This is a genomic window from Tenacibaculum sp. ZH5_bin.1 (genome assembly GCF_042865525.1).
GTDB classification, from domain to species: Bacteria; Bacteroidota; Bacteroidia; order Flavobacteriales; family Flavobacteriaceae; genus Polaribacter; species Polaribacter mesophilus.
The window spans coordinates 125,937-145,641 of the sequence record NZ_JBEGIO010000006.1 but is presented as its reverse complement, the minus strand read 5'-3'; the positions used below and the strand labels follow the sequence as shown (position 1 = coordinate 145,641).

Here is a 19,705-nt window from a genome sequence, read left to right as displayed (position 1 = left end):
ATAGTTTACCATCCACCAATACGTTTACGTTCTGCTTGTTGTTCTTTTGTAGCTTCGGGCGTGGAAATTTTGCTTGGATATAGGGGTTTTGGGAACCCTTCTGCTTTTCTACGTTCAAAATCTTGTTGACGATATGGATCAAAAGCATCTCCAGGAGGTAGTGGACGGTTTTTATCCATATACCATGTTATAAAAGACATGTCCTCATAACAATCTCCTCCAAATATTGTATAAATATCAAATGTTTTCCACTTATTTGGGCGAATAGTTTGTAACATAAATCCACCTACACCATCTTCACCACCAGTGCTATAGGCAAACTCTACTTTTTCAAATAGCATCGTGATATTTTTTTGCCAAAAAAAGCCTGTCATCGTGATTAAACCATCTTTACGATTTAAAATATGTTCCTTTTTAGGCATTGTAAAACCATAGATTACAAAAAAGATAGTTAAAAAAGCTGATAATATCATAAAAAATAAAATTTCATTATTCAATCCATCTCTGATAAGATACCATAATGTTCCTAATAATAATAACAAAGACACACCCCCACCTATTTGAGGAGTAGCTATACTTCCAGATTTACTAGCTACAAAATTATCATCTACTAATCTATATTGTGATTTCTTGTAATTTCTTTTCTTAAAATTTCTTGGTTTTGTATGTATTTTTTTTACAACTCGATGGTAATATTTTTTAAGTTTTTCTACGTTTTTATATTCTTCATGGGTTATTTTTCGGGTAAAATCTACCATCCTCCAATACGTTTACGTTCTGCTTGTTGTTCTTGCGTAGCTTCGGGTGTTGGTATACTACTTGGGTATAAAGGCATAGGAAAACCTGCTGCTTTTCTTCGTTCAAAATCCGCTTGTCTGTACTCATCAAAAGCACTTCCTGGTGGTAACGGTCTATTTTTATCCATGTACCAAACTATAAAACTCCAATCTTCTATTACTTCATGTCCCATAACATCTGTACTTGTAAACCCATTTGGGTGAAGAAGAGACAAACTTGGACCTGTAGGGTTGATACCAGAATTTTTTACTGACCATGCTGCTAAAGCGTCTTTAAAAGGCATTGTATATGGTTTAAAATATAATGTGTTTGGTATAGTTATAAGCCCTTCTAAACGATTTAATACTAGCTCTTTTTTGGGGCGAGTATAATGATATACTATAAAAAAAGTACCTAACAAAAATAATAAAAACAAGAAAATAAAACTAAGACTCTTATTGAAAAATAGCCTTACTACAACAGTAAATAACACAAAGAAATACCCTGCCAATCCTGTATATATATATATATTACCAATAAGACCATTATTCATTATAAAAAACTGATTATCTACTCTTACATAATAATCAGGATCGTTTACTTTCTCTTTTTCTACCTTTCGTTTCGGTTTTTCATAAATAAGCTTCTCTAAATATCCACCCCATTTACCGTACCTTTTTTTAATTTTTGCCATAAATTATATATTCAATATCAGATCTTTTGCCCACACTAATAAATTATTAAGCGTATCCACCTTTACATTTTTATAATAAAACCCTTTATATTCTGTTGGTTGCGGTTTAAATAACAAACCATCCATATTTTTAGTGCCTGTAACTTTGCTTTCAAACAGTTTTATTTTTATTCCCATAAAACGTTCCTCCCCCACATACGTATGAGGGTAATACTTATTTGTTTCTTCATCTATTGTTAACTTACAAATAAACAACAACTGAAAAATAGTAGTTTGATTGTTATGTCTTTTTCTGTGAACTCTGTTAGGGATATTAATAGTGGTGTTTGTGGCTATTATTTTACCTTTGTTATCTTCTTCTAAATTAACTTCTCCTCTTAATTCTTCTTCAGCTATTTCTTCATAACTTCCTGTTCTAGTATTAACCAAAAAAACTTTATACTGCAATTGGTCTTTAAACCACAAAAATTGGCGAAAACTTGTTTGTATGGTTACCTTACTTACATCGCTTGTAGCAAAAGAAGCACCAGCTCTACCATCTTCTCCACCTATACTAATTGCCCTTTCTGAACTTAATTTAATTTCTTTTACAAACATTGCACTGCACACCATTAAATCTAACAGTTGTTGATGACAAACACGTAAATCTTTCCAATCTTTATATTCTTCTCTATCCTTTATTAATGTGCTGCGATTTTCATACACCCTGTTGATATATTGCCAAGGAGCTTCATTATTATTTCTTGATAAAGCAACCCTATCACTTAACCAATAATGCTTAAAATATCGCTCAAGTGGTGTATCTTTAAAATAGTTTGCTAAGTACACCAAACCTATGGCTACCCCACCAATGACCCAACCGGCGGGTCCTAACACAAAGATACTCGTTGTAAACAACGCTCCTGCGCCTACCCACATAAAAGCCGCATCGTTATCGTTGTCACTAAAAGCATCAATGGCCTCCCAAAAACATACAGCTGCTGTAAATCCTGCTCCTACCTTATTAAAAAATTTTGCTCTATTACCAAGGCTACTAACCACCTTGCTTTCTCTATTTAATGCTACTGCGTTTATTTTTTTCACATTTAAAAAGGCTCCTGTCAACTCAGATCCAATACCCACCAAATTTGCTATACTTTTATAAGACCCTTTGTTTTCATACACCTGATAAGTTGCAGAAGATATATTTAAAATTTGCAAGTAATATAAGCCTTTAGCAAAATGAATATTGTTTAATACCCGTTGGGCTCCTTGCACTTGAGCTTTTGTTTTTTTTGCAGGTATTTTTGCTGGTACATTTAAGGTGTTTTTTCCTTTGGGGTTATACTCATTTACCAAATATATTTCTTCTACGTCTAATATTTTAGCTATTCGATGTCCTTTTTTAAAGTCTACCAACTTTACACTTTCATCTAAAGTGGCTCCATTTTGTTTTAATAAAGCCTCAAGAGTTCTTGTTCGTGTTTGAAAAACTGGTTTGCCTTTATGCGTAAGCACCTTGAGTCTATCAAAAGTAAGGTTTAAGTTTATTTTTTTTGCATTACTAAGCCCTACATAAGCTTCTAAACCATTACTAACATGTCCTGCTACTTTGTTAGCTAAATCAGTTAACAAACTGTTATTTAAAACATTTTCATTTTCATCAAAAAAATCGAGATTTAACTCTTTTTCTAAAACTTCGTGTACTTTTTTATTACTCCCTTTTACGTATTTTATGTAGAATTCTTTAGCTTCTTTGTTTTTATTTTTCAGTTCTCCTTTGTAGTTATCACGATGTTTTTTTAAGTCTAGATAATGATCTATACCCCCTGGAGCAATACTTAATAAACGCATATGAGATGTAGTAATATGCTTTCCTTCTAACAGTCCTATAAAACCATTTTCATTAAAATCTTCAAAATATTGCGTATAATAATCACTACCTAAAATAATTGTAAAATCGTGTCGATAACTCACAATTGATTCACGTATTTTTTTACGTTCTTTTACAGCTAGTATGTCTATTAATTTTTGTTGCAAGATACCATTGCCATCCCAATATATCATTGGAGTTGCCCCAATGTTTATGCCTGTAAATTTTGGTCCACTACCACTTTCTCCTCCATCATAATCGGTAATCATTTCTTTATCATTATACACTAATTGATAGGTTGTTAATGCTGTTGCTAATAATGTAGATATTTGTTCCTCTCTTGAACCTTTCTTTATTTCTTGTTTTGGTTTTCCTTCAAGAATATCTTTTTTTATTTCAACAGGGTCTTTACCAGTACCTAACGACTCTACTAAAGCTTCTAAATCTGCTATTTTATCAGCTAACTCTACTCCTACATCATTTGCACAACCTACAGGGTCGTGCAACGTAACAAACATATCTTCAAAAACCTCATTATCTCCTTTTTCATCTTGCTTCTTTTCATCTGATAATATTGAATCTAGCATTTTTTCAAGTGCACCTGCCCTTGGATGATTACCAGGAAACGTTGCTCTTACGTTTGTAAATGGTATAACATTTTCATGTTTTTCTTCTTCTCCTTTTTTTATACCACTACAGTCTATCAACTTCATACGTTCTTTACGCTTATTAGCATCCGTATTCAGCTCATTATGATAATCTCTACTCCATTGTACAGGAGAGTATGCTACCCAATATTTTTTTCCTGGTTCTATTATTAACTTATATTCACTCTTGTCTCCAGATGGTTTTCGAATATCTTTATAGTTTCCTTTTTCATCTTTGTTGTATGCCCATATAATATGCTGTAGCTGTCCACTTTCATCAACATATAGTTCGTGGTAATCGTCTTGATCTTCATCGTTAATTAGATAAATATATCCTTTATTTAGAGCAGTTCGGGCTACATAAAAATTATTAATTTGAGGCAATTCTTTTAGTGACAACACCTCTACTTCTTCTAACTCAAGCGTACTGTTTTCTGCTGCATTTGTATTCTGGGTATTAGAATTACAAGTAGCTACATTTTTACATACTGCTTTATCATCTTGTATTAAAACACCTTTGGTTATTCTCGGATCGTTATATTTAGGTGCATTTACATCTTCTTCTGTTTGGTTTTCTGAATTCCTATCAAATAAACCATAACGTAAAAAATGTAAACGAATACCCGGTTTTAAAGCTTCTTTTTCTGGACTCTTTACAGGTTCCGTAACACCACCTCCTGTACATTCAAAAAAATACCTAGCAACTACCTCATTATATTCTGTTAGTTGGTTTTTTTCTAAAATATCGTTAGCCATTTTTTAATTTTTGTTTTTAAAAAGTACTTTAAGATGTTTTCCTCTTTCAAAATATTTTATTCTGAAAATAAATTTGTTTTTGCATAAAACATCGTAATTGTAAATATTCGAAGTAAAGTGAGATTTGTTCTTTTTTGCCAACTCTAAGCTTTTAGAAAATGAATTATAATTTAATAATGTATCTTCTAAATATATGTTAGATAAAGTATCATTTACTGATTCAATTTTATACTCCTCTTTTTTTATCTCCGTATTCGTAAATTTTGATATAATACTTTCTATATCTCCTTTTTCCTTATCTATTATAAACTTAAATATTAAGTTCTCTCTATCATTGGGGTTTGCATTTTCAACAGGCCTTAAAAGCTCATAATCAAAAAAGCTTGATTCTATTTCTTCTTTAGTTACTGAAGCTTTATTAACTACATTTTTAGCTGACTTATCCGCCATTGCACTTCCCGATATAATCTTCTCTTGGACTTTCTTTTTTTGTTTTAGTTTTCTATTTTTTATGTCATCATAAACATAATTAAATATGCTTTCTATTTGATCAGAGTTGCCTTTAAAGTTAAATACATAATCTGCATAATAATCATTTATTGTAACATGTTTTATTTCAAAAGTTGAGTTTTTATTTTTTACTTCCCTCTCACTTAAAAGATATACCCAAAAAGCAGTTGAAAGTAACAAAAGAGACAGTACGATTTTTATTGACTTCTTTTTTTTAATAAAAAAAAGAATGAAAATTACAACAATAACAACTAGAGAAAGAAAAATTAAATTCATGATTCCGAAGGTTTAATATCTACAAACACTGTAAAAGGTCTATACTTTTCAGGATTATTTACATTTTTAAAATGTTGTAAACAGAACATTGCCACCAAACCTGGCACCCATTGCTTAGCCATACCATTAGCTCCTCCATCTTCCCATCCTGCTCCAAAAGTATCAAGAAATATCACCCTATCTATTTCAACTTTTACTTCATTGGTCTTTTCATTTTTTAACACTCTATATTTTGCCAAACAACCTTGAATACCTCCAATAAATGTTGCTGCTTCATTCATATTTGGGTTTAATGATGATGATACTCCATAGTAAGGAAGTGAAGTTTTTATTTTATAAGATGTATTCTTTGTAGAATCATTATCTATAACACCATCTTTATTATATTTCTCTTTAAGTTCCTTTTTTAAAGATGACAAAAAAGACTTAAACCTTTTTGAATCACGTATTTCTTTTGAAGGGTTTGAATTTTGATTAAATTCAAAATCTTTTCCTCCTCCAGAAAAAAAGTGATTAGCTAATTGTATTCCATTTTCTCCAAAACCATCTTCCAGATCAGAAAACAACCAAAGAGTAACTTTCATTTCTGCTTTTAAATATGCTTCTGGGTAAGATTTTGTTAACTTCACATTAAAAATATCATGATCTGACATCCCATTTTTCTTCATTTTAGCTTCACTGGGAGCATCTGCATACTCCCAATCATATGCTCTATTTCCATTCCTATTAACAATAATTGTGTTTCCTTCTTCTATAATCCAACTACCTTTTTTAACCTCTCCTTTTTCTACTTCAACAAAACGGTCTTTTTTTTCTTCTTCAGAAGCTGGTACTATTAGATTACTAGGTGATGGTGTTGAATTACACGCTTCTTTTGTATTAGAATTTGAATTACTACCTTCATTATTGGTACTTTCCTTTTCTTCCGAAGCATCTTCAACTTCCCAAGTAACTTCTACTTTTTTATCTTGTACCGTACCTGTTAGTTCAACCACTTCTTCTTCATTTGTGGTTGTACTACCATTTTCATCGGTAGTTTCAACAGGTTTCTTTACTTTAAACGTAATACTTTCTCCATCTGGTATATTATACACATAAGCTCGAAGTGTTACTTCTTTTAACACTTTTGACCTCCGTATTATATTTTTTTCTTTTAGCCATTGTAAATTATAAATTCGCGGTTCTCCTTGCTCTTCTTCTTTTAGCTTTTCTTGATTTTCTTCCGCTTCTTTTATTTTACTATTGTGAGCCAATCTATCTACAATACTAATTTTAGGAAATGGTATTTTATTTACTGGCATATTAACCGATGGAACTGGCGCAGCACTACCCACTATAATATTAGCTTCTCCTGCTGTTATTGTTCCTCCGTGAGCTGTTAGGTCTCCCAAACATGCTACGGGTTTTCCGTTAATTAAAATATTAGGAAATCCTTGTGCTATGGTATCTGGTGGTCCTACACAGGTACACATGCTACCTATGGTGGCTACGGGTTTACCATTGGCTAATACATTTGCTTCTCCTTGTGCTATTGGTCCTCCAACATGAGGGGTTGTTCCACTACACATAGGACATGCATGCATACTACCTACTGTTGCTACTGGTCCTGGCATATATTTTAGTTTTTAAAAAGATTACATTATATCAAACTTACCGCTTGCTCCTTGTACAACAGTCATTTGCCCTTGTACTTTTGTTTGTTGTCCTTTTAACTCGGCTGCCGCTTGACCTTCAATAGTTGTGTTTTGCCCTTTAATGGTAGCTTTACTACTTGCTTCAATGGCTACATTTGCACTACTTGTAATACTAGCGTCTTTATCTGCCTGAGCTTTAATTGCTCCTTGAGATAAGATTGAAGTGTCTTTTTCTGATGCTGTTTTTATTTCTCCTTTTGCTTGTAGTTCGATATTTTCTTCAGCAATTATTTTTACATTTTTTGCAGAAAACTCCATAGTTTCAGCAGACTGAACAAACAATGATTTTTCTTTAGTATCAAAGGTTATGATACTTCCGTCTTTGTCTTTTATGGTTATTTTCTCTTTATCTTTTGTGTCATCTAACTCAATAGTGTGTCCACCTCGCGTAATAATACTCTTTCTTACATTTTCTTCATCTCCTCCTGCTCCATTTTTACCTGTAAACATACTTCCCATTACAAAGGGACGGTTAGGATCATTATGCTCAAAACCTACCATTACTTGGTCTCCTACTTCTGGAATAAAAACAAAACCTCTATTAGTTTTAGTAAGATCACTGCTCCCTGCATCTGGGGTCATTACACGAATAAAATCTGTTTTTGCTCCAATAGCTTCTTGCCAGTAAAACTGAACTTGTACACGTCCTTTACTTTCTGGGTCTTTATTACTTACTACTTTTGCTACTTGATTATTAGCTACAGCTGGTGCTATATTTTCGTTTAATGGTAAGCTTTTTGTGTTTGCTGGAATTGCCTCAAAAGTATTAGAATATGCTCCTCCTACATCTGCAAAGTGGCTTATTTGTGTTATAATATATTCTCCATACTGTTTTACAGTATATTTTCCTTCGTCATACTTTGCTGCACTTACTTTAATTACGCTCCCTAAACTTAGTCCTTTCGCTCCTCCACTTGCTTTAAGCACATTACCTCCTGCACTTAACCCTTGTAATCGTTTTTGTAAATACTCATCTAATGATGATTTGTCTTGTAAAAACACATCACTTACACCAAAGTCTTTTACTTCTTTATAAACTTGTTCTGATGCTTTAAGTGCTGTATTTGCTAAATCGTTTAATCCTTCGTTAGTTACTTTTAAATCTCCTTCAAAAAACTGATCATTTAATGAATCGTAACTATAAGTTGCTAAAGTAGGATTATACGTTTTCGTTTTTATTTGTAGCTCTTTTAAGTCTTTACTATATTCTAGCTCTATTGGTTTTTGACCTTGTGATTCTGGCTTTCCAAAAATAACGTCTACTCCATCAAAATAAAACCATTCATTATACTGATATGCTAATCTTTGTAGGTACTTATAATCGCTCTCTGCGTATTGGCATTGGTAAGGAATTACTGAAGTGTATGCTGGATTAATCTTGTTTTTTATAGCGGTAGTATCCATGATCTCTGAAATAATACTTGCCAAATCTTTTTCTAGCCAAGATTTCTGTTGTTTTCCATTTTCTAGTAAAACTGTTTGAGATAACCCTTTAAGTATTAATTCACCGTGTAAACCTATTTCATTATGGCGCATTGACACATCTAACACAACACCTATAAATGCTTTACCAGAAACATTAGTTGTTAATTGTTTTCCTAACCATTCTTTTGATTTTTCCAAGGTGTAACTTCCTGCTTCTTCTACAGTTTCTATGTCTACCACGACTTCAAAAGTATGGTGTTGGTATAAGAATTGGTTTATTGTAATTGTTTTATAGCTCTTTACAAAATTACCATCTATAGTAATTTGTTTATCTAATGCTTCTTCTTTTATCTTATGCATGGGGGTATTTTTTCTTTGTTAGAATAATTTTCAATGCTATTTTTTAAACAAAAAAAGACCTTCCTTTGTAATAAAGAGAAGGTCTTTAATAAATAAATTATATAAAACTAAATGTTATTTAGTCCTTCTCATTAAGCTACTGGCCAACGGTTATCTAAGTTAGCGTTACCAATTAATAATTCTTCAGCTGAGAAAGTAACTGTTAATTTCATTGGAATTTCGTTGTTTACATCTAATTCTTCTTTGAAGTAAACGATGTAAGCGTTTTTAAATTCTACTTCTTTCATTTTTGAATCTTCATCTGTTTTCTTGAAAACAATTTTTCCATCTACAGACTTAAACTGGCTATTTACCATTGCCTCGATAACAGAAGTATCTGATGTAGATTCAATAGTTAAAGTAACTCTTCCTCCGTTTACACTTGAAGATGGCTTACCTTTTGTGTCTGTGTTTCTGTTTAAGCTGTACTCAGCTTCTAATACGTCGAATTCTTTTCCTGCGAATTCGAAACTTGCTCTAAATGATCCCATAGTTTCTTTTTTTTGGGTTTAATAATTAATTTTAAAATACTTTTTAGAGCTTTCTCAATAAAAAAAGAGAAAGCTTTAAACAATATAAAACCTTCTCTTTTTTTATTTTTGGCGCCATTCTAAAAGAAGAAAGAAGATAACAAATATTGCCTTGTGTGGTGTAAATTTATACTATAGTTTTCTTACTACCAAATTTTTATGTAAATAAATTGTTACTTTTCTTAAAGTATTTTCTCAAGGAACCTTAACAATCTTAGCTAAACAAAGACTACTACTGATTAAATTGACTTTACGCTCTTTAAAGTTATTGGGCTTTTGAAAAGTGTTTTATTTTAAACCCCATATTTTCATATAAAGTAATGAGTTTATCTTTATCATTATAATCTTTAATATCTTTTACTTTCCAACTAACTTTTTCTTTTGTGGCTTTATCAATCAAGTTAAATAAATGCATCATTGCAACTTCTTCGAAGCCCTTGTTTTTTCCATTTCTATCTTGTAAAAAAACTTCTTTACTTCTCATTTTGTCCCACATCTTCACCCATAACCCAGATTCTTTAACTGGAGGCGTGTTCATAGTATCAATATCAAAAACTTCTATTTCGTTTTCTTTAGAGTTTATTGCTACTAACACTTCTACACCTTTATTAGTTGTTTCTATTACACATTTTACTTCTTTACCTACTCGTTCATCTAATAAATACTTAACTTTTTTTAAACGGTTTCTTTCTAGCTCTATTCCTTGTTCTTTCTTTTTTAATTCTTTTAATTTTTTTCTAAATATCAGTTTAAAAATCATACATGTAAATTTAATTGAAAAACTGCTACTAACACGTTTATAATTATAATGAAGAAAGAGTTGTATTAAATTTTAATTTGGTTACTACCATATTGTAATTTTATAGTAGCTCTTTTTCTTCTTCAAAATATAAGAATGTTAGATTTATTCTTCTTTTTAGCAGTTACACAAAAATAGTAAGTTTTTTATATTGACTGACAGCAATTACTAATAATATACTTGTGTAAAATTAAAAAATGTTCGAGTTTAGTTGTCTACCCTTTAGTTAAGTGAGTAATAAAATAATACACCTATTTTGTACCTAAATAAGTATTTTAGAATTTTTATAAAAAGTTACCCTAACTTACTTTAAAGCAAAGGTCATACTATGCAATAGTACAATTAACCAGCTGCCCCCATACCTTCCAATAAAATCTCTCCCTCTTTTGTTTTAATAAAATAAAAAATCAATGTGCTTTCACTAGAGTATTCTTCTCCATCATCTATAATCTTAACCATATAATTATAATAAACAGGCAATAGGTTACAGTCAACATCATCTTCTTTTATTTCAAAGATTGGCTTAGCATCATTTTTTAAAGCCTGTTCAAAAAGTTCATTGGGAAACTTTTCAAATGTTTCTATATAATTTTCAGATAAGTATTCAGACATATCCTTTTTTAAATATTCTTTACTAATTTTTTGTAAAAGAGAAGATATTTTTACACTGTCCTTACTTTGAAAACAATCTGAATTATTCTTATTTGCTTTTTTTTCAATAGAACTTTCTATTTCAACTTGTTTTGAAGTTTTAACTTCTATACTCTCTTTTCCTTTCTTTCCACAAGAAAAAAATGTAAAAATCAAAATTAACAATAGGAGTTTCATAATATATTTATCTTGTTGTTTTAAATGAACCATCTGCATTTACAGTCATTTCTTTAAGCTTTTTTTCTTCATCTGTGACTTTATAATTTTTGGGTTTTGATATCGATTTTTCTTTACCAATAGTCACAGTACCATACCTAATCTGTTGTTCTCCTGAACTCTTACCTCCTTGATTCCCTCCTAAATAAACATACTTATTCTTTTTTGTGTTTTTACCAACTATAAAAGCTGTATGGGAATACTTTAATGTTATTACTGCTCCATAAAAAGCTTCGCATTATTCTCCATTCTCCCAATTTTTTGGTGTCCAATCAAAGGCTAATGAATTATAACTTCCTCCTTTACTTTCATTAGTTCCTTTATAGTTTTTAGTTTGTTCAAAGCACCAATTTACAAAAGAAGCACACCATGATACTACATCTGTCCACTCTGTTTTCTTTCCGTAATGCGACTTCCCTAATGTTGTACTTTTATGATAATAATCTTTGATTAGTTCTTTTAATGGTGATTTATTTTCATTTATACCTTTAAAGGTTTCATATTCTTGTTCTGCAAACTCCATCCAGGGAGCTCTTTGTTGTTTCCCCAACTCAAACCATTTACCATCTATATCAAGCCAATACTTAGGAGTAGTTCTTTTATCTGGTTCTCCGTTTTTATCAGGATTTCTTCCATTATACACTACCTTTATATCATTAGGAGTGTGGGCATCAACTAATAAGTGCATAAATGCCTTTTTATCCTTAAGCTTATCTAACTCTTCTTTTTCTCTTCTGGTATCTTTATCCCCTAAGATTATTTTAAAAATTGCCCAATCTTTAAAATCAGTTTTGTTGGTTATTTTATTATCTTTTGCATAAGCTCCAACTACTGCTTCAGCTTCTGTAGTTGTACCTTTATCATGCTGTAACATTAAACCTTTTTCTTTAGTTTCTAGTTTTGTCTTCTCCCCTTTTCCTTGCTTTACATTTAGCCTAACTTTTTTATTTGCTAAGTTTAATGTTTTTACAACTACATAAACTTCATCACCTAAATTTGCTGACTTTAACTTTTTAAAAGTCACTTTATTTCCTGTTTTTTCTTTTTTAGGTTGTGAGCCAATATTTAGAGTTTTTCCCACATAAATTGTATTGCTGATTAAGTCATTGTCTGCTTTTATTTTTGCTATTTTACTTAATGAATCCTGAACTACTAATTTTATAAGTCTCTTTTTCTTTTTTTACTTTTGGAGTATCTCTTTCACCTATTATTTCTCCTTCTTCATCTAAGAACAGCCAATTTTCTTCTATTTTATCTATTATTATCTCAGATAATTTATCATTAAATATAAAATCGTACTTTAAAACCAATTCAAAACTAAAACGATTATAAACAATTAAATAATCTATTTGTTCTCCATCGTGGTTAAATATGTTTAACTGAAAACTAACTCCTGGAATATCATTTTCTCCATAATATTGGACAAAACTTCCTATGGTAATGTAATCATCTTTTACCTGTTTAAAGAAAGGATAGTACTTTTTCTCTGTTATATTATAAAAAAAGTTACCGTTATCATGTTCTGTTTTATTACTATTAAAAAAAGAATGAACACATTTATCATAAATATTTAAGCTATCTTTTTTTAAAAAGTACCCTGAATCATCCTCTCTTGTATAATTTCTTATACTTTTTTCTAGTTTAATTTTACTATAGTTAGGTATACTCCCAATACATTTTTGAAAATCATTCTTCTTTTTATCTATATTTATTATAGAGTCATTTTCAATAGTAGCATTTATATTATCAGGTGATTTTAAATTTGTTTGTCCTTCTCCTAATTTACAATTAATAAAAAAATGCAGTATTATTATATAAAATGATATGTATTTATATTTAAACAACAATTTTATACTCTATATTTCTATAAACTTTCCTGAAGAGTTAATTTCATACATTTTTTTTATTTCAGATTTAAGATCTCTTCCCTTAAACTTCTTTTTACAAACTGATATTTTAAAGTCTTCAGTAACTTTAAAATCAGTAATAATTCTCTTAGACTCCTCTTCCATTTCTTCATAATACTGGTAAACCGATATGTAGTCTACTAATTCAGTATTTTTAAACGACAATAGTAAATAATGATTATTATCTCCGCACTCATCTGATAAGATAGCAAGAGTGAATTTTTCATTTTTAGGTAGAAAATACAATGACTTACTATCTGTATTACATAGTTTTTTTATTAGAACTTCATCAAAATCACAATTATATTCAACTGACTCAATATCGTTTTCAATTAATAAGGTCATTAGCTCATCACCCCCCTTAATAGGAAGTGGTAAGAACCTATTTGTAATTTCAAAACAATTACTTTCATACTTTTTTTCGTTTTTTATTAAGTCATTCTCTTCTATTTTTGGCTTAACTATTTGTTTTGAGGTAGACGTATTATTTTTACAAGATAATACTAATAATATTGAGAGGATTAAAAATGTAATTCGTTTCATTGTTACTTTTTTAAGTAGTTTTTAACTTATCTCTCCTCTTCAAAACTTCCTTCTTCAATTAGTTTATTAGTTGTAATTTCAAAGTCTCTGTAAACTACTTTTACCTTATCGCCTTCTTCTGAAAAAACTCTTTGTGACTTAATATTAGAATTAAAAAAATAAAACCACCATGTATTCTTAGGCAAACCACTACTACTTACACCTTTTCCCTTCGCTATTATTTTTTTTCCATCATCAAAAATCTCAATACTATCATTATACTCTATAATATTATCATTCTCATAATAAAATATTTCAGGAATGGTATCTTCATAAGACACATACCAACTCCCTTCTTTTATTCCTTTCTTATAATTTCCTACTTTATATAATCCAATATCTGCATCTCCATAATAAAACCAAGTACCTTCATAACTAGAACTTAAAGGTGTAGCCCCTTCAATATTTCGAAGTCTCCCTTTTGATAAAAGCTTATTACTTTTTATGATAAAATGTTTAGCCTCAAATAGAGTATCATTTATTCTTGAAGAAACTCTACAAATATTTGCTCTTTCTCTATCAGAAAACAACCATTCATCCCCATAAATATTGTCTGTTTTAAAGAAAAGGGTATCATTTTTTATATTTTCTCTAGTTGAGAAACTTTTATTATTTTGTTTACATGAGATAAAAACTATCAAAAGTAGTATTATTAAACTACTTTTTCTCTTTAATGAACTTTTTGTCATAGTCTTGAATCATAATGTCTTTTTATATTTATCACAGCAATTAATTTCATCATGAGCGGAAGATTAAAGCCATCAATCAAAGATTCTCGTTATTCTAATGATTACATTAATAGATATATTTCAATTAGAAGTTTTTCATTTTCTCTCCATTTTATCCACCCTCTATCTTTGTCTTCGTTTTCTACTTCAATCCAGTCTCCCTGAGTTTCATTTATAACAAAATCATTTTCTGATTTAACTGGTAATTTAATTGAGCTAGAATTAGGTTTTTCTCTTAAAGGGTTTTTACCCCAATCCATATTTTCTATCCCTACTGTTTCTATTAAAAAGTTTTCCCAAGAAATAAATTCAAAATCTCTTTCTTGAACAAAAAAATATTTCGAATTCGCTGATAAAATCTTATACGTTTTATTAATTTTTTCGACACATACCGTATAAAAAATATTATAATCTGGTTTAAAAAAGATTGGAATAATCGATTTAGGCTTATAAATACTTTCTTTTTGAAAAGAACTATTAATACTATTTTTAAAAAACAAAGTATCTTTCTTAGTCTTAACTAATCCTATACCTAGTTTTGAAGTTCTATTATAATATTCTGGTAATTTATAATTTCCATTTTCAGAAGTTAAAACTTGTTTCTCATCTACAACTTCTTTAGTTTTAAGATTTTCTCTTGATATTTTTTCCTTTACATTTCTTTTACAAGAAAATATAATGATTAAGATTAATATTATTTTTATGTATTTCATAATTTATCGTTTAAATCCTATATGATAATGATCTTGATGCACGGAAATTGCTTTCCCTTTTGTATGTTTTATATCTTTCTTGTATGCATAATTATACTTTTTCATAAAGCCCCAGTCAATGGAAATGGATAATATTTCTTCCAAGGCTTCTACAAATTTTTCTTCAGTTTTATAATATTTTTTAGAAACTGCCCATAATTTTCCGCCTGGAGAATTATCTGCTCCTGGATATCTTATATCAATATCATGTCCAGTTCTATGAGTCTTATGCCCTATATTTCTTTTATCATTTGCAGAAATATCATTATAATAAACTTTCTCTTTAATCCCTTTATTCTTAAGTGTATATAAAAACCCAAAAAAACCAGCTGCAGCTTCTTCATTTATCCAATTATCACCTCCTTTATCTCTAGATCCATACCTTCCCCAATTATCTCCTTCTTTTGGAAAATCTAATAAGTTGTGCTCATTGGCCTCTAGCTCATGTGTTTTCAATAATTTACCTGAATTATATATTTTATAAATAAATTTTTTGTTTTCTGGTAAACTTTTAATTTTTTCATATTTGTTCTTACCTAAGTGAATTTCATAAATATTTGCATTCTCTGAAACTTGTAACTCAAACCAATTTTTTTCTCCATAATACCATTGGTTTGGTGTTAAGTCAAATACCTCATCATAAAAAACTTCTTTCCAAGAAGCTCCTACTGGTTCTGCATCAACAACCATAAACAACTTTGTTTTTTTATCAGTTGTTTTATTTAAAGCTTCTCTATATTTTTTCTGATCTTTCTCTTCTTTAGGTGATAGTGTAACTGCGTCTATTGCGAAGTTTCTATAATCTTCGGCATTTGATATGTTCTTTTTATTTTGCTCTGCAAATCTGCTTACATACGTTTCTACAACACTAGTTTTTTTACCATCCTGTTGTAAAACAATAGAACTATCTTTTTCTACTAAACAATCTTTTTCAGCTTGTTTTAAACTTAACTTTATGCGTTTATTAGCCATATTTTCGGTTTCAACTACCATATACACCTCATCTCCTAAATTAGCATTAGCTAGTTTTGTAAATTCTATTTTTGGCAGAATTAAAGGAATATCAATACAATCTCCTTTTGTATATGAGTCTTTTTTAAGTACCTCTACTATGTGAGCAACTGTTGTCTGCTGTTGCTTTTTTTGTAAACCTCCCTTAATGTTTTTATAAATAATTGTTGCTATCTTTTCCTTACGAGCTTTTGTACTTGTATTATTGCTCCCTTTGAAAGTATAACTTTCAGTTTCTCCTGTTTTTTCAGTACCTTTAATCTCTTTTTTTGCCAAATAAGCTTTTTTTACTCGTTGGGTTTTAATTTTCAGAGTATTACTTGGTTTTACGGTTAATGTTGCCATAGCTAATTAATTTTGTATTGCTTCTCTTTCTCCTTCTTGTTGAACAACTACACGTAACTTCAATTTATGTTCACTACTAGTTACCTTAAAATCTTTTATAATATCGTTTTCTATAACCTTATCGTTGTATACAAAATCTTTGGTGTGGTTACTTAAATCAATATCTATTGTTTGTCCTATAGCATTTTCTGTTTTCAATACTAAGTACACTTCTTCTCCTGTATGTGGTTCTGCTTGTTTATTACCTTCAAGGTCGGTATAATAACAGGTAAAGCGCGGTGTTGTATCTTCTTTAGCTTTGTATGGTGCAGCTTCTTTTATTGGTATAAAACTTTCTTGCCAGTGCTTTATATAACGTGTGGTACTTTTCTTACTCCAGCTAGAGTTGTTAAAAAATCGGTAGTCTTGCATGGCTGGAGATATGGTTAGAGTTACCTGCATACCTGACTGATTACAAAACTTTTCATGGTAATTGATGAGTGTACCATCTTGAAAGTTGTATTCAAAAATTTCTAATCCGTCATAATCATCTTGATAAAAAACAATTTTACCGTCTCTTAACTGATATAAGTCAAAAGGATATGGTATTTTTTTGTTTTCGGTTCTGTCTGCGATTATCCACTCTAAAAAACTATCATCATACATTTGCGATTCAAATGTAACCGAGATGGTTCCTCCCATTAAGGCAGAGGTAGGTTTTCCGTTCCAATCAATAAGCCGATTGTAATTTAAATTTGTATTGAAAAGTTCTCGTTCTTCTCCACATACAAATAGCTTTGCTTTAACATTCATTTTTAGGCAATTTTCGGGGTTCTTCCTAACTATTAACTAGGGCAACAGTTCTAAAGGTATAAAGTACACTTCACTTCTATAACCTTCTTCTACTTTTTGCAACTTATTTTTTAAAAATAATTCCTCTAATTTATCTATTTTTTCATATTGTTGAAAATAAAACTTTTCAAAACCATTTTTTCCTACTCTTTTTCTTGGCAATTTATATATTCCTAAACAGTAATATCCTTCATGATTTAAAGGAATTCCTGATTTAAAGTAAAATAAATCTGCTATTGTTGCTTTTCTACTTAAAACATATCTATAGGCAGCTTTGTTTAATATTTTTATTTGTTTTTGGTACAATCGTTTTATTACTCTTCGCTTTTTTCTTGTAATGGGTTTTGCCATTTGAGGAAATGTGCTGCGATAATTTTCTATTAATTCTATAATTTCATCTTTATCTAAGACATAGCCTTTTTTTATTATACTATCGTTAAGTAATGATACTTTTTGGTACAATACTTCATGTAAATTGTTTCTGCTTAATTGAAAAAGACGTAAGCTGTCTGTATTTAACTCTTTATATCTTGTTTTTATCGTTGTGCTTGGTTCACTTCTTAAAACTCCTAGTTTTTTATTAAAATAATTTAACGAGGATATAAGCTTATTATTTGTTAATGTAGATCTTTTTAAAACAGTATCTATCGCTTTTTCTAAAGATAGAGGAGTTAATGAACTTTCTATTCTTGGAAAAATAACGCCTCCATTAAAAAGGCTATTATCTGGAGCATCGTACACATAAATATTATCTTCATCAGCAGGTATCTTTTTTAGGATATTGTTTTCTACTATAATTTCATTATCCACAATAAAATTCTTGATAAATTCATTATAATATTTTCCTGTTTTATACAAAAACTCTTTGCTTCCTAATATATAATTCTGAGATCTTACACTTTGATTATTGTCTAATTGTGCAAAAATAATTTTAGGTGATTTTTTAGCTATTTTTTCAAAAAAAGTATCTTTTTGCCTTTTAATATCATTCGTGTTTTCTTTGCTTGAAGCAATGATGAAGAAATTGTTTTCAAAACGCTTATTTTCATCTGAAAAATTATCTATTACATAATTTACTGCTTTGGGAATAGACATTGTTTTTTCAACGTATTCTACAGCTAAATTGTTTTGATTACTTTCTATAAAAGATTCAACAAAGCTAATCCACTCTGAAAAAGAGCTTGTTTTTTCTAATATTGCTGTTCCTTTTCTATCGACTAAAATTGCAGAAAAACTGTATTGAGCTTCAGTAGGTTCTTGAAATAAGGTTATGTATAAACTTTGTAATGAGTTCAATATTTTTTTTAGATGTTCGCTTTCCTCATTTTTAGAAATAAAATGGAAGTTTACTACCTTCGACTCCTCTTTCATAAATTTTATTTCTTTTGTATAAAAGCTATTTCCTTTTACATTAATAAGTTTATTTTTATCATGATTCCAAACATGTACTGGAGCTATCAAGTCTTTAGTAACATCTGTTTTTAAGTTTTTATATCCTGTATATAAGTATTTAGACAATACATCTTCACCTGTAAGTTGAATTGTATCTTTATTACTAACTGCCAATAAACTATCAGTGTCATTTATAACATATACTTGACTTTGTCCAATACGTGTAATTAAGTTTGATGGTATCCAACCTACTGTTTGAGAAATAGAGTCTTTTAAAACGGGTTTATCTGACACAAATACTGCTTTCCCTTTTTCATCATACTTATAAGGATATACTATTTGATTGGATACTAATTTTTTGTTTGACTTTGTTCTAAAAAAGGGATCTTTAAACACATTTACAGAGTCTACTTCCATATATGGTTTCAAATCAAAAAGTCGTAACGTTTTATCTGTTCCTACCTTATATTTTATAGGTTTATTATTACATGTTTCTAAAAACGAATGATTATACTCTATTACATTACTTGCAGGAATCCATCCTAAATATTCTACTTGCTCTGAATCTTTAAAGTTAAACTTATCTCCATAGAACATAGAAAACAATCCTTTGGGCTTTCCTATTTGATCTGGGTTGGCTACTACTACTTCATACGAGTTTTCTTTTTCATTAATTACATACAACGGAGTAAGTAATCCTTTTTTCTTAAACTTTTCTTGCACATATGGTCCTTTATAAAAAGAGTTTTCCTCTCTATCTGAAAAGACCATTTTTAACGAAGCATCGTGCTTCGTTTTTGCTTTTTTTAGATAGTTAAACCTATCAGTTTTTACTTCTTTTACTTTCTCATATTTCCCTATAGTTTGTGATACAATAGGGAAGGAATATAGCAACAGCAAAAAAATAAAAAGTGTTATTTTTTTTTGCATT

Annotated in this window: 17 protein-coding genes; all 17 read right to left on the bottom strand. The window is 29.8% G+C overall.

Going from position 1 to position 19,705, the window contains the following annotated elements:
• Nucleotides 1-5: 5 nt before the first annotated feature.
• Nucleotides 6-758, bottom strand: coding sequence for a hypothetical protein (locus ABHQ57_RS14380; RefSeq protein WP_167712360.1), 753 nt, complete (start codon nt 756-758; stop codon nt 6-8).
• Nucleotides 752-1,471 carry a hypothetical protein gene (locus tag ABHQ57_RS14375; RefSeq protein WP_167712361.1) on the bottom strand — a complete coding sequence of 240 codons (720 nt, stop codon included), beginning with the start codon at nt 1,469-1,471 and terminating at the stop codon, nt 752-754. Before ABHQ57_RS14375 ends, ABHQ57_RS14380 begins: the two co-directional genes overlap by 7 nt.
• 3 nt (nt 1,472-1,474) lie before the next feature.
• Nucleotides 1,475-4,726 (bottom strand): toxin VasX, encoded by a 3,252-nt coding sequence (locus ABHQ57_RS14370; RefSeq protein WP_167712362.1) that lies wholly within the window; start codon nt 4,724-4,726, stop codon nt 1,475-1,477.
• A 3-nt stretch (nt 4,727-4,729) separates the two neighbouring features.
• Nucleotides 4,730-5,512 (bottom strand): hypothetical protein, encoded by a 783-nt coding sequence (locus ABHQ57_RS14365; RefSeq protein ID WP_047790823.1) that lies wholly within the window; start codon nt 5,510-5,512, stop codon nt 4,730-4,732.
• Nucleotides 5,509-7,125: a PAAR domain-containing protein gene (locus ABHQ57_RS14360; protein ID WP_167712363.1), complete on the bottom strand. Its 1,617-nt coding sequence runs from the start codon at nt 7,123-7,125 to the stop codon at nt 5,509-5,511. The genes ABHQ57_RS14365 and ABHQ57_RS14360 overlap by 4 nt, the downstream gene beginning before the upstream one ends.
• A gap of 21 nt (nt 7,126-7,146) precedes the next feature.
• Nucleotides 7,147-8,991 (bottom strand): type VI secretion system Vgr family protein, encoded by a 1,845-nt coding sequence (locus ABHQ57_RS14355; RefSeq protein WP_159495468.1) that lies wholly within the window; start codon nt 8,989-8,991, stop codon nt 7,147-7,149.
• A 131-nt stretch (nt 8,992-9,122) separates the two neighbouring features.
• Entirely contained in the window at nt 9,123-9,521 is a 399-nt protein-coding gene (gene tssD, locus ABHQ57_RS14350; protein WP_073184365.1) for a type VI secretion system tube protein TssD, read from the bottom strand.
• A gap of 304 nt (nt 9,522-9,825) precedes the next feature.
• Entirely contained in the window at nt 9,826-10,320 is a 495-nt protein-coding gene (locus ABHQ57_RS14345; RefSeq protein WP_073184364.1) for a hypothetical protein, read from the bottom strand.
• Nucleotides 10,321-10,701: 381 nt separating this feature from the next.
• Complete coding sequence (locus tag ABHQ57_RS14340) at nt 10,702-11,220, bottom strand: hypothetical protein (RefSeq protein WP_167712364.1); 519 nt, start codon at nt 11,218-11,220, stop codon at nt 10,702-10,704.
• Nucleotides 11,221-11,464: 244 nt separating this feature from the next.
• Nucleotides 11,465-12,307 carry a hypothetical protein gene (locus tag ABHQ57_RS14335; RefSeq protein ID WP_167712365.1) on the bottom strand — a complete coding sequence of 281 codons (843 nt, stop codon included), beginning with the start codon at nt 12,305-12,307 and terminating at the stop codon, nt 11,465-11,467.
• A 49-nt stretch (nt 12,308-12,356) separates the two neighbouring features.
• Nucleotides 12,357-13,070 carry a hypothetical protein gene (locus ABHQ57_RS14330; protein WP_167712366.1) on the bottom strand — a complete coding sequence of 238 codons (714 nt, stop codon included), beginning with the start codon at nt 13,068-13,070 and terminating at the stop codon, nt 12,357-12,359.
• A gap of 12 nt (nt 13,071-13,082) precedes the next feature.
• Nucleotides 13,083-13,676 carry a hypothetical protein gene (locus ABHQ57_RS14325; protein WP_167712367.1) on the bottom strand — a complete coding sequence of 198 codons (594 nt, stop codon included), beginning with the start codon at nt 13,674-13,676 and terminating at the stop codon, nt 13,083-13,085.
• 26 nt (nt 13,677-13,702) lie between these two features.
• Nucleotides 13,703-14,356 (bottom strand): hypothetical protein, encoded by a 654-nt coding sequence (locus tag ABHQ57_RS14320; protein WP_167712368.1) that lies wholly within the window; start codon nt 14,354-14,356, stop codon nt 13,703-13,705.
• A gap of 149 nt (nt 14,357-14,505) precedes the next feature.
• On the bottom strand, nt 14,506-15,156 hold the full coding sequence (locus ABHQ57_RS14315; RefSeq protein WP_167712369.1) for a hypothetical protein: 651 nt from the start codon (nt 15,154-15,156) through the stop codon (nt 14,506-14,508).
• Between the two features lie 3 nt (nt 15,157-15,159).
• A complete protein-coding gene (locus ABHQ57_RS14310) occupies nt 15,160-16,551 on the bottom strand; it encodes a hypothetical protein (RefSeq protein WP_167712370.1) in 1,392 nt (463 codons plus the stop codon).
• A 6-nt stretch (nt 16,552-16,557) separates the two neighbouring features.
• Nucleotides 16,558-17,343, bottom strand: coding sequence for a type VI secretion system tube protein TssD (gene tssD / locus ABHQ57_RS14305; RefSeq protein ID WP_167712371.1), 786 nt, complete (start codon nt 17,341-17,343; stop codon nt 16,558-16,560).
• A 36-nt stretch (nt 17,344-17,379) separates the two neighbouring features.
• Nucleotides 17,380-19,704 (bottom strand): type VI secretion system protein TssR domain-containing protein, encoded by a 2,325-nt coding sequence (gene tssR, locus ABHQ57_RS14300; protein WP_167712372.1) that lies wholly within the window; start codon nt 19,702-19,704, stop codon nt 17,380-17,382.
• Between the last annotated feature and the right edge of the window lies 1 nt (nt 19,705).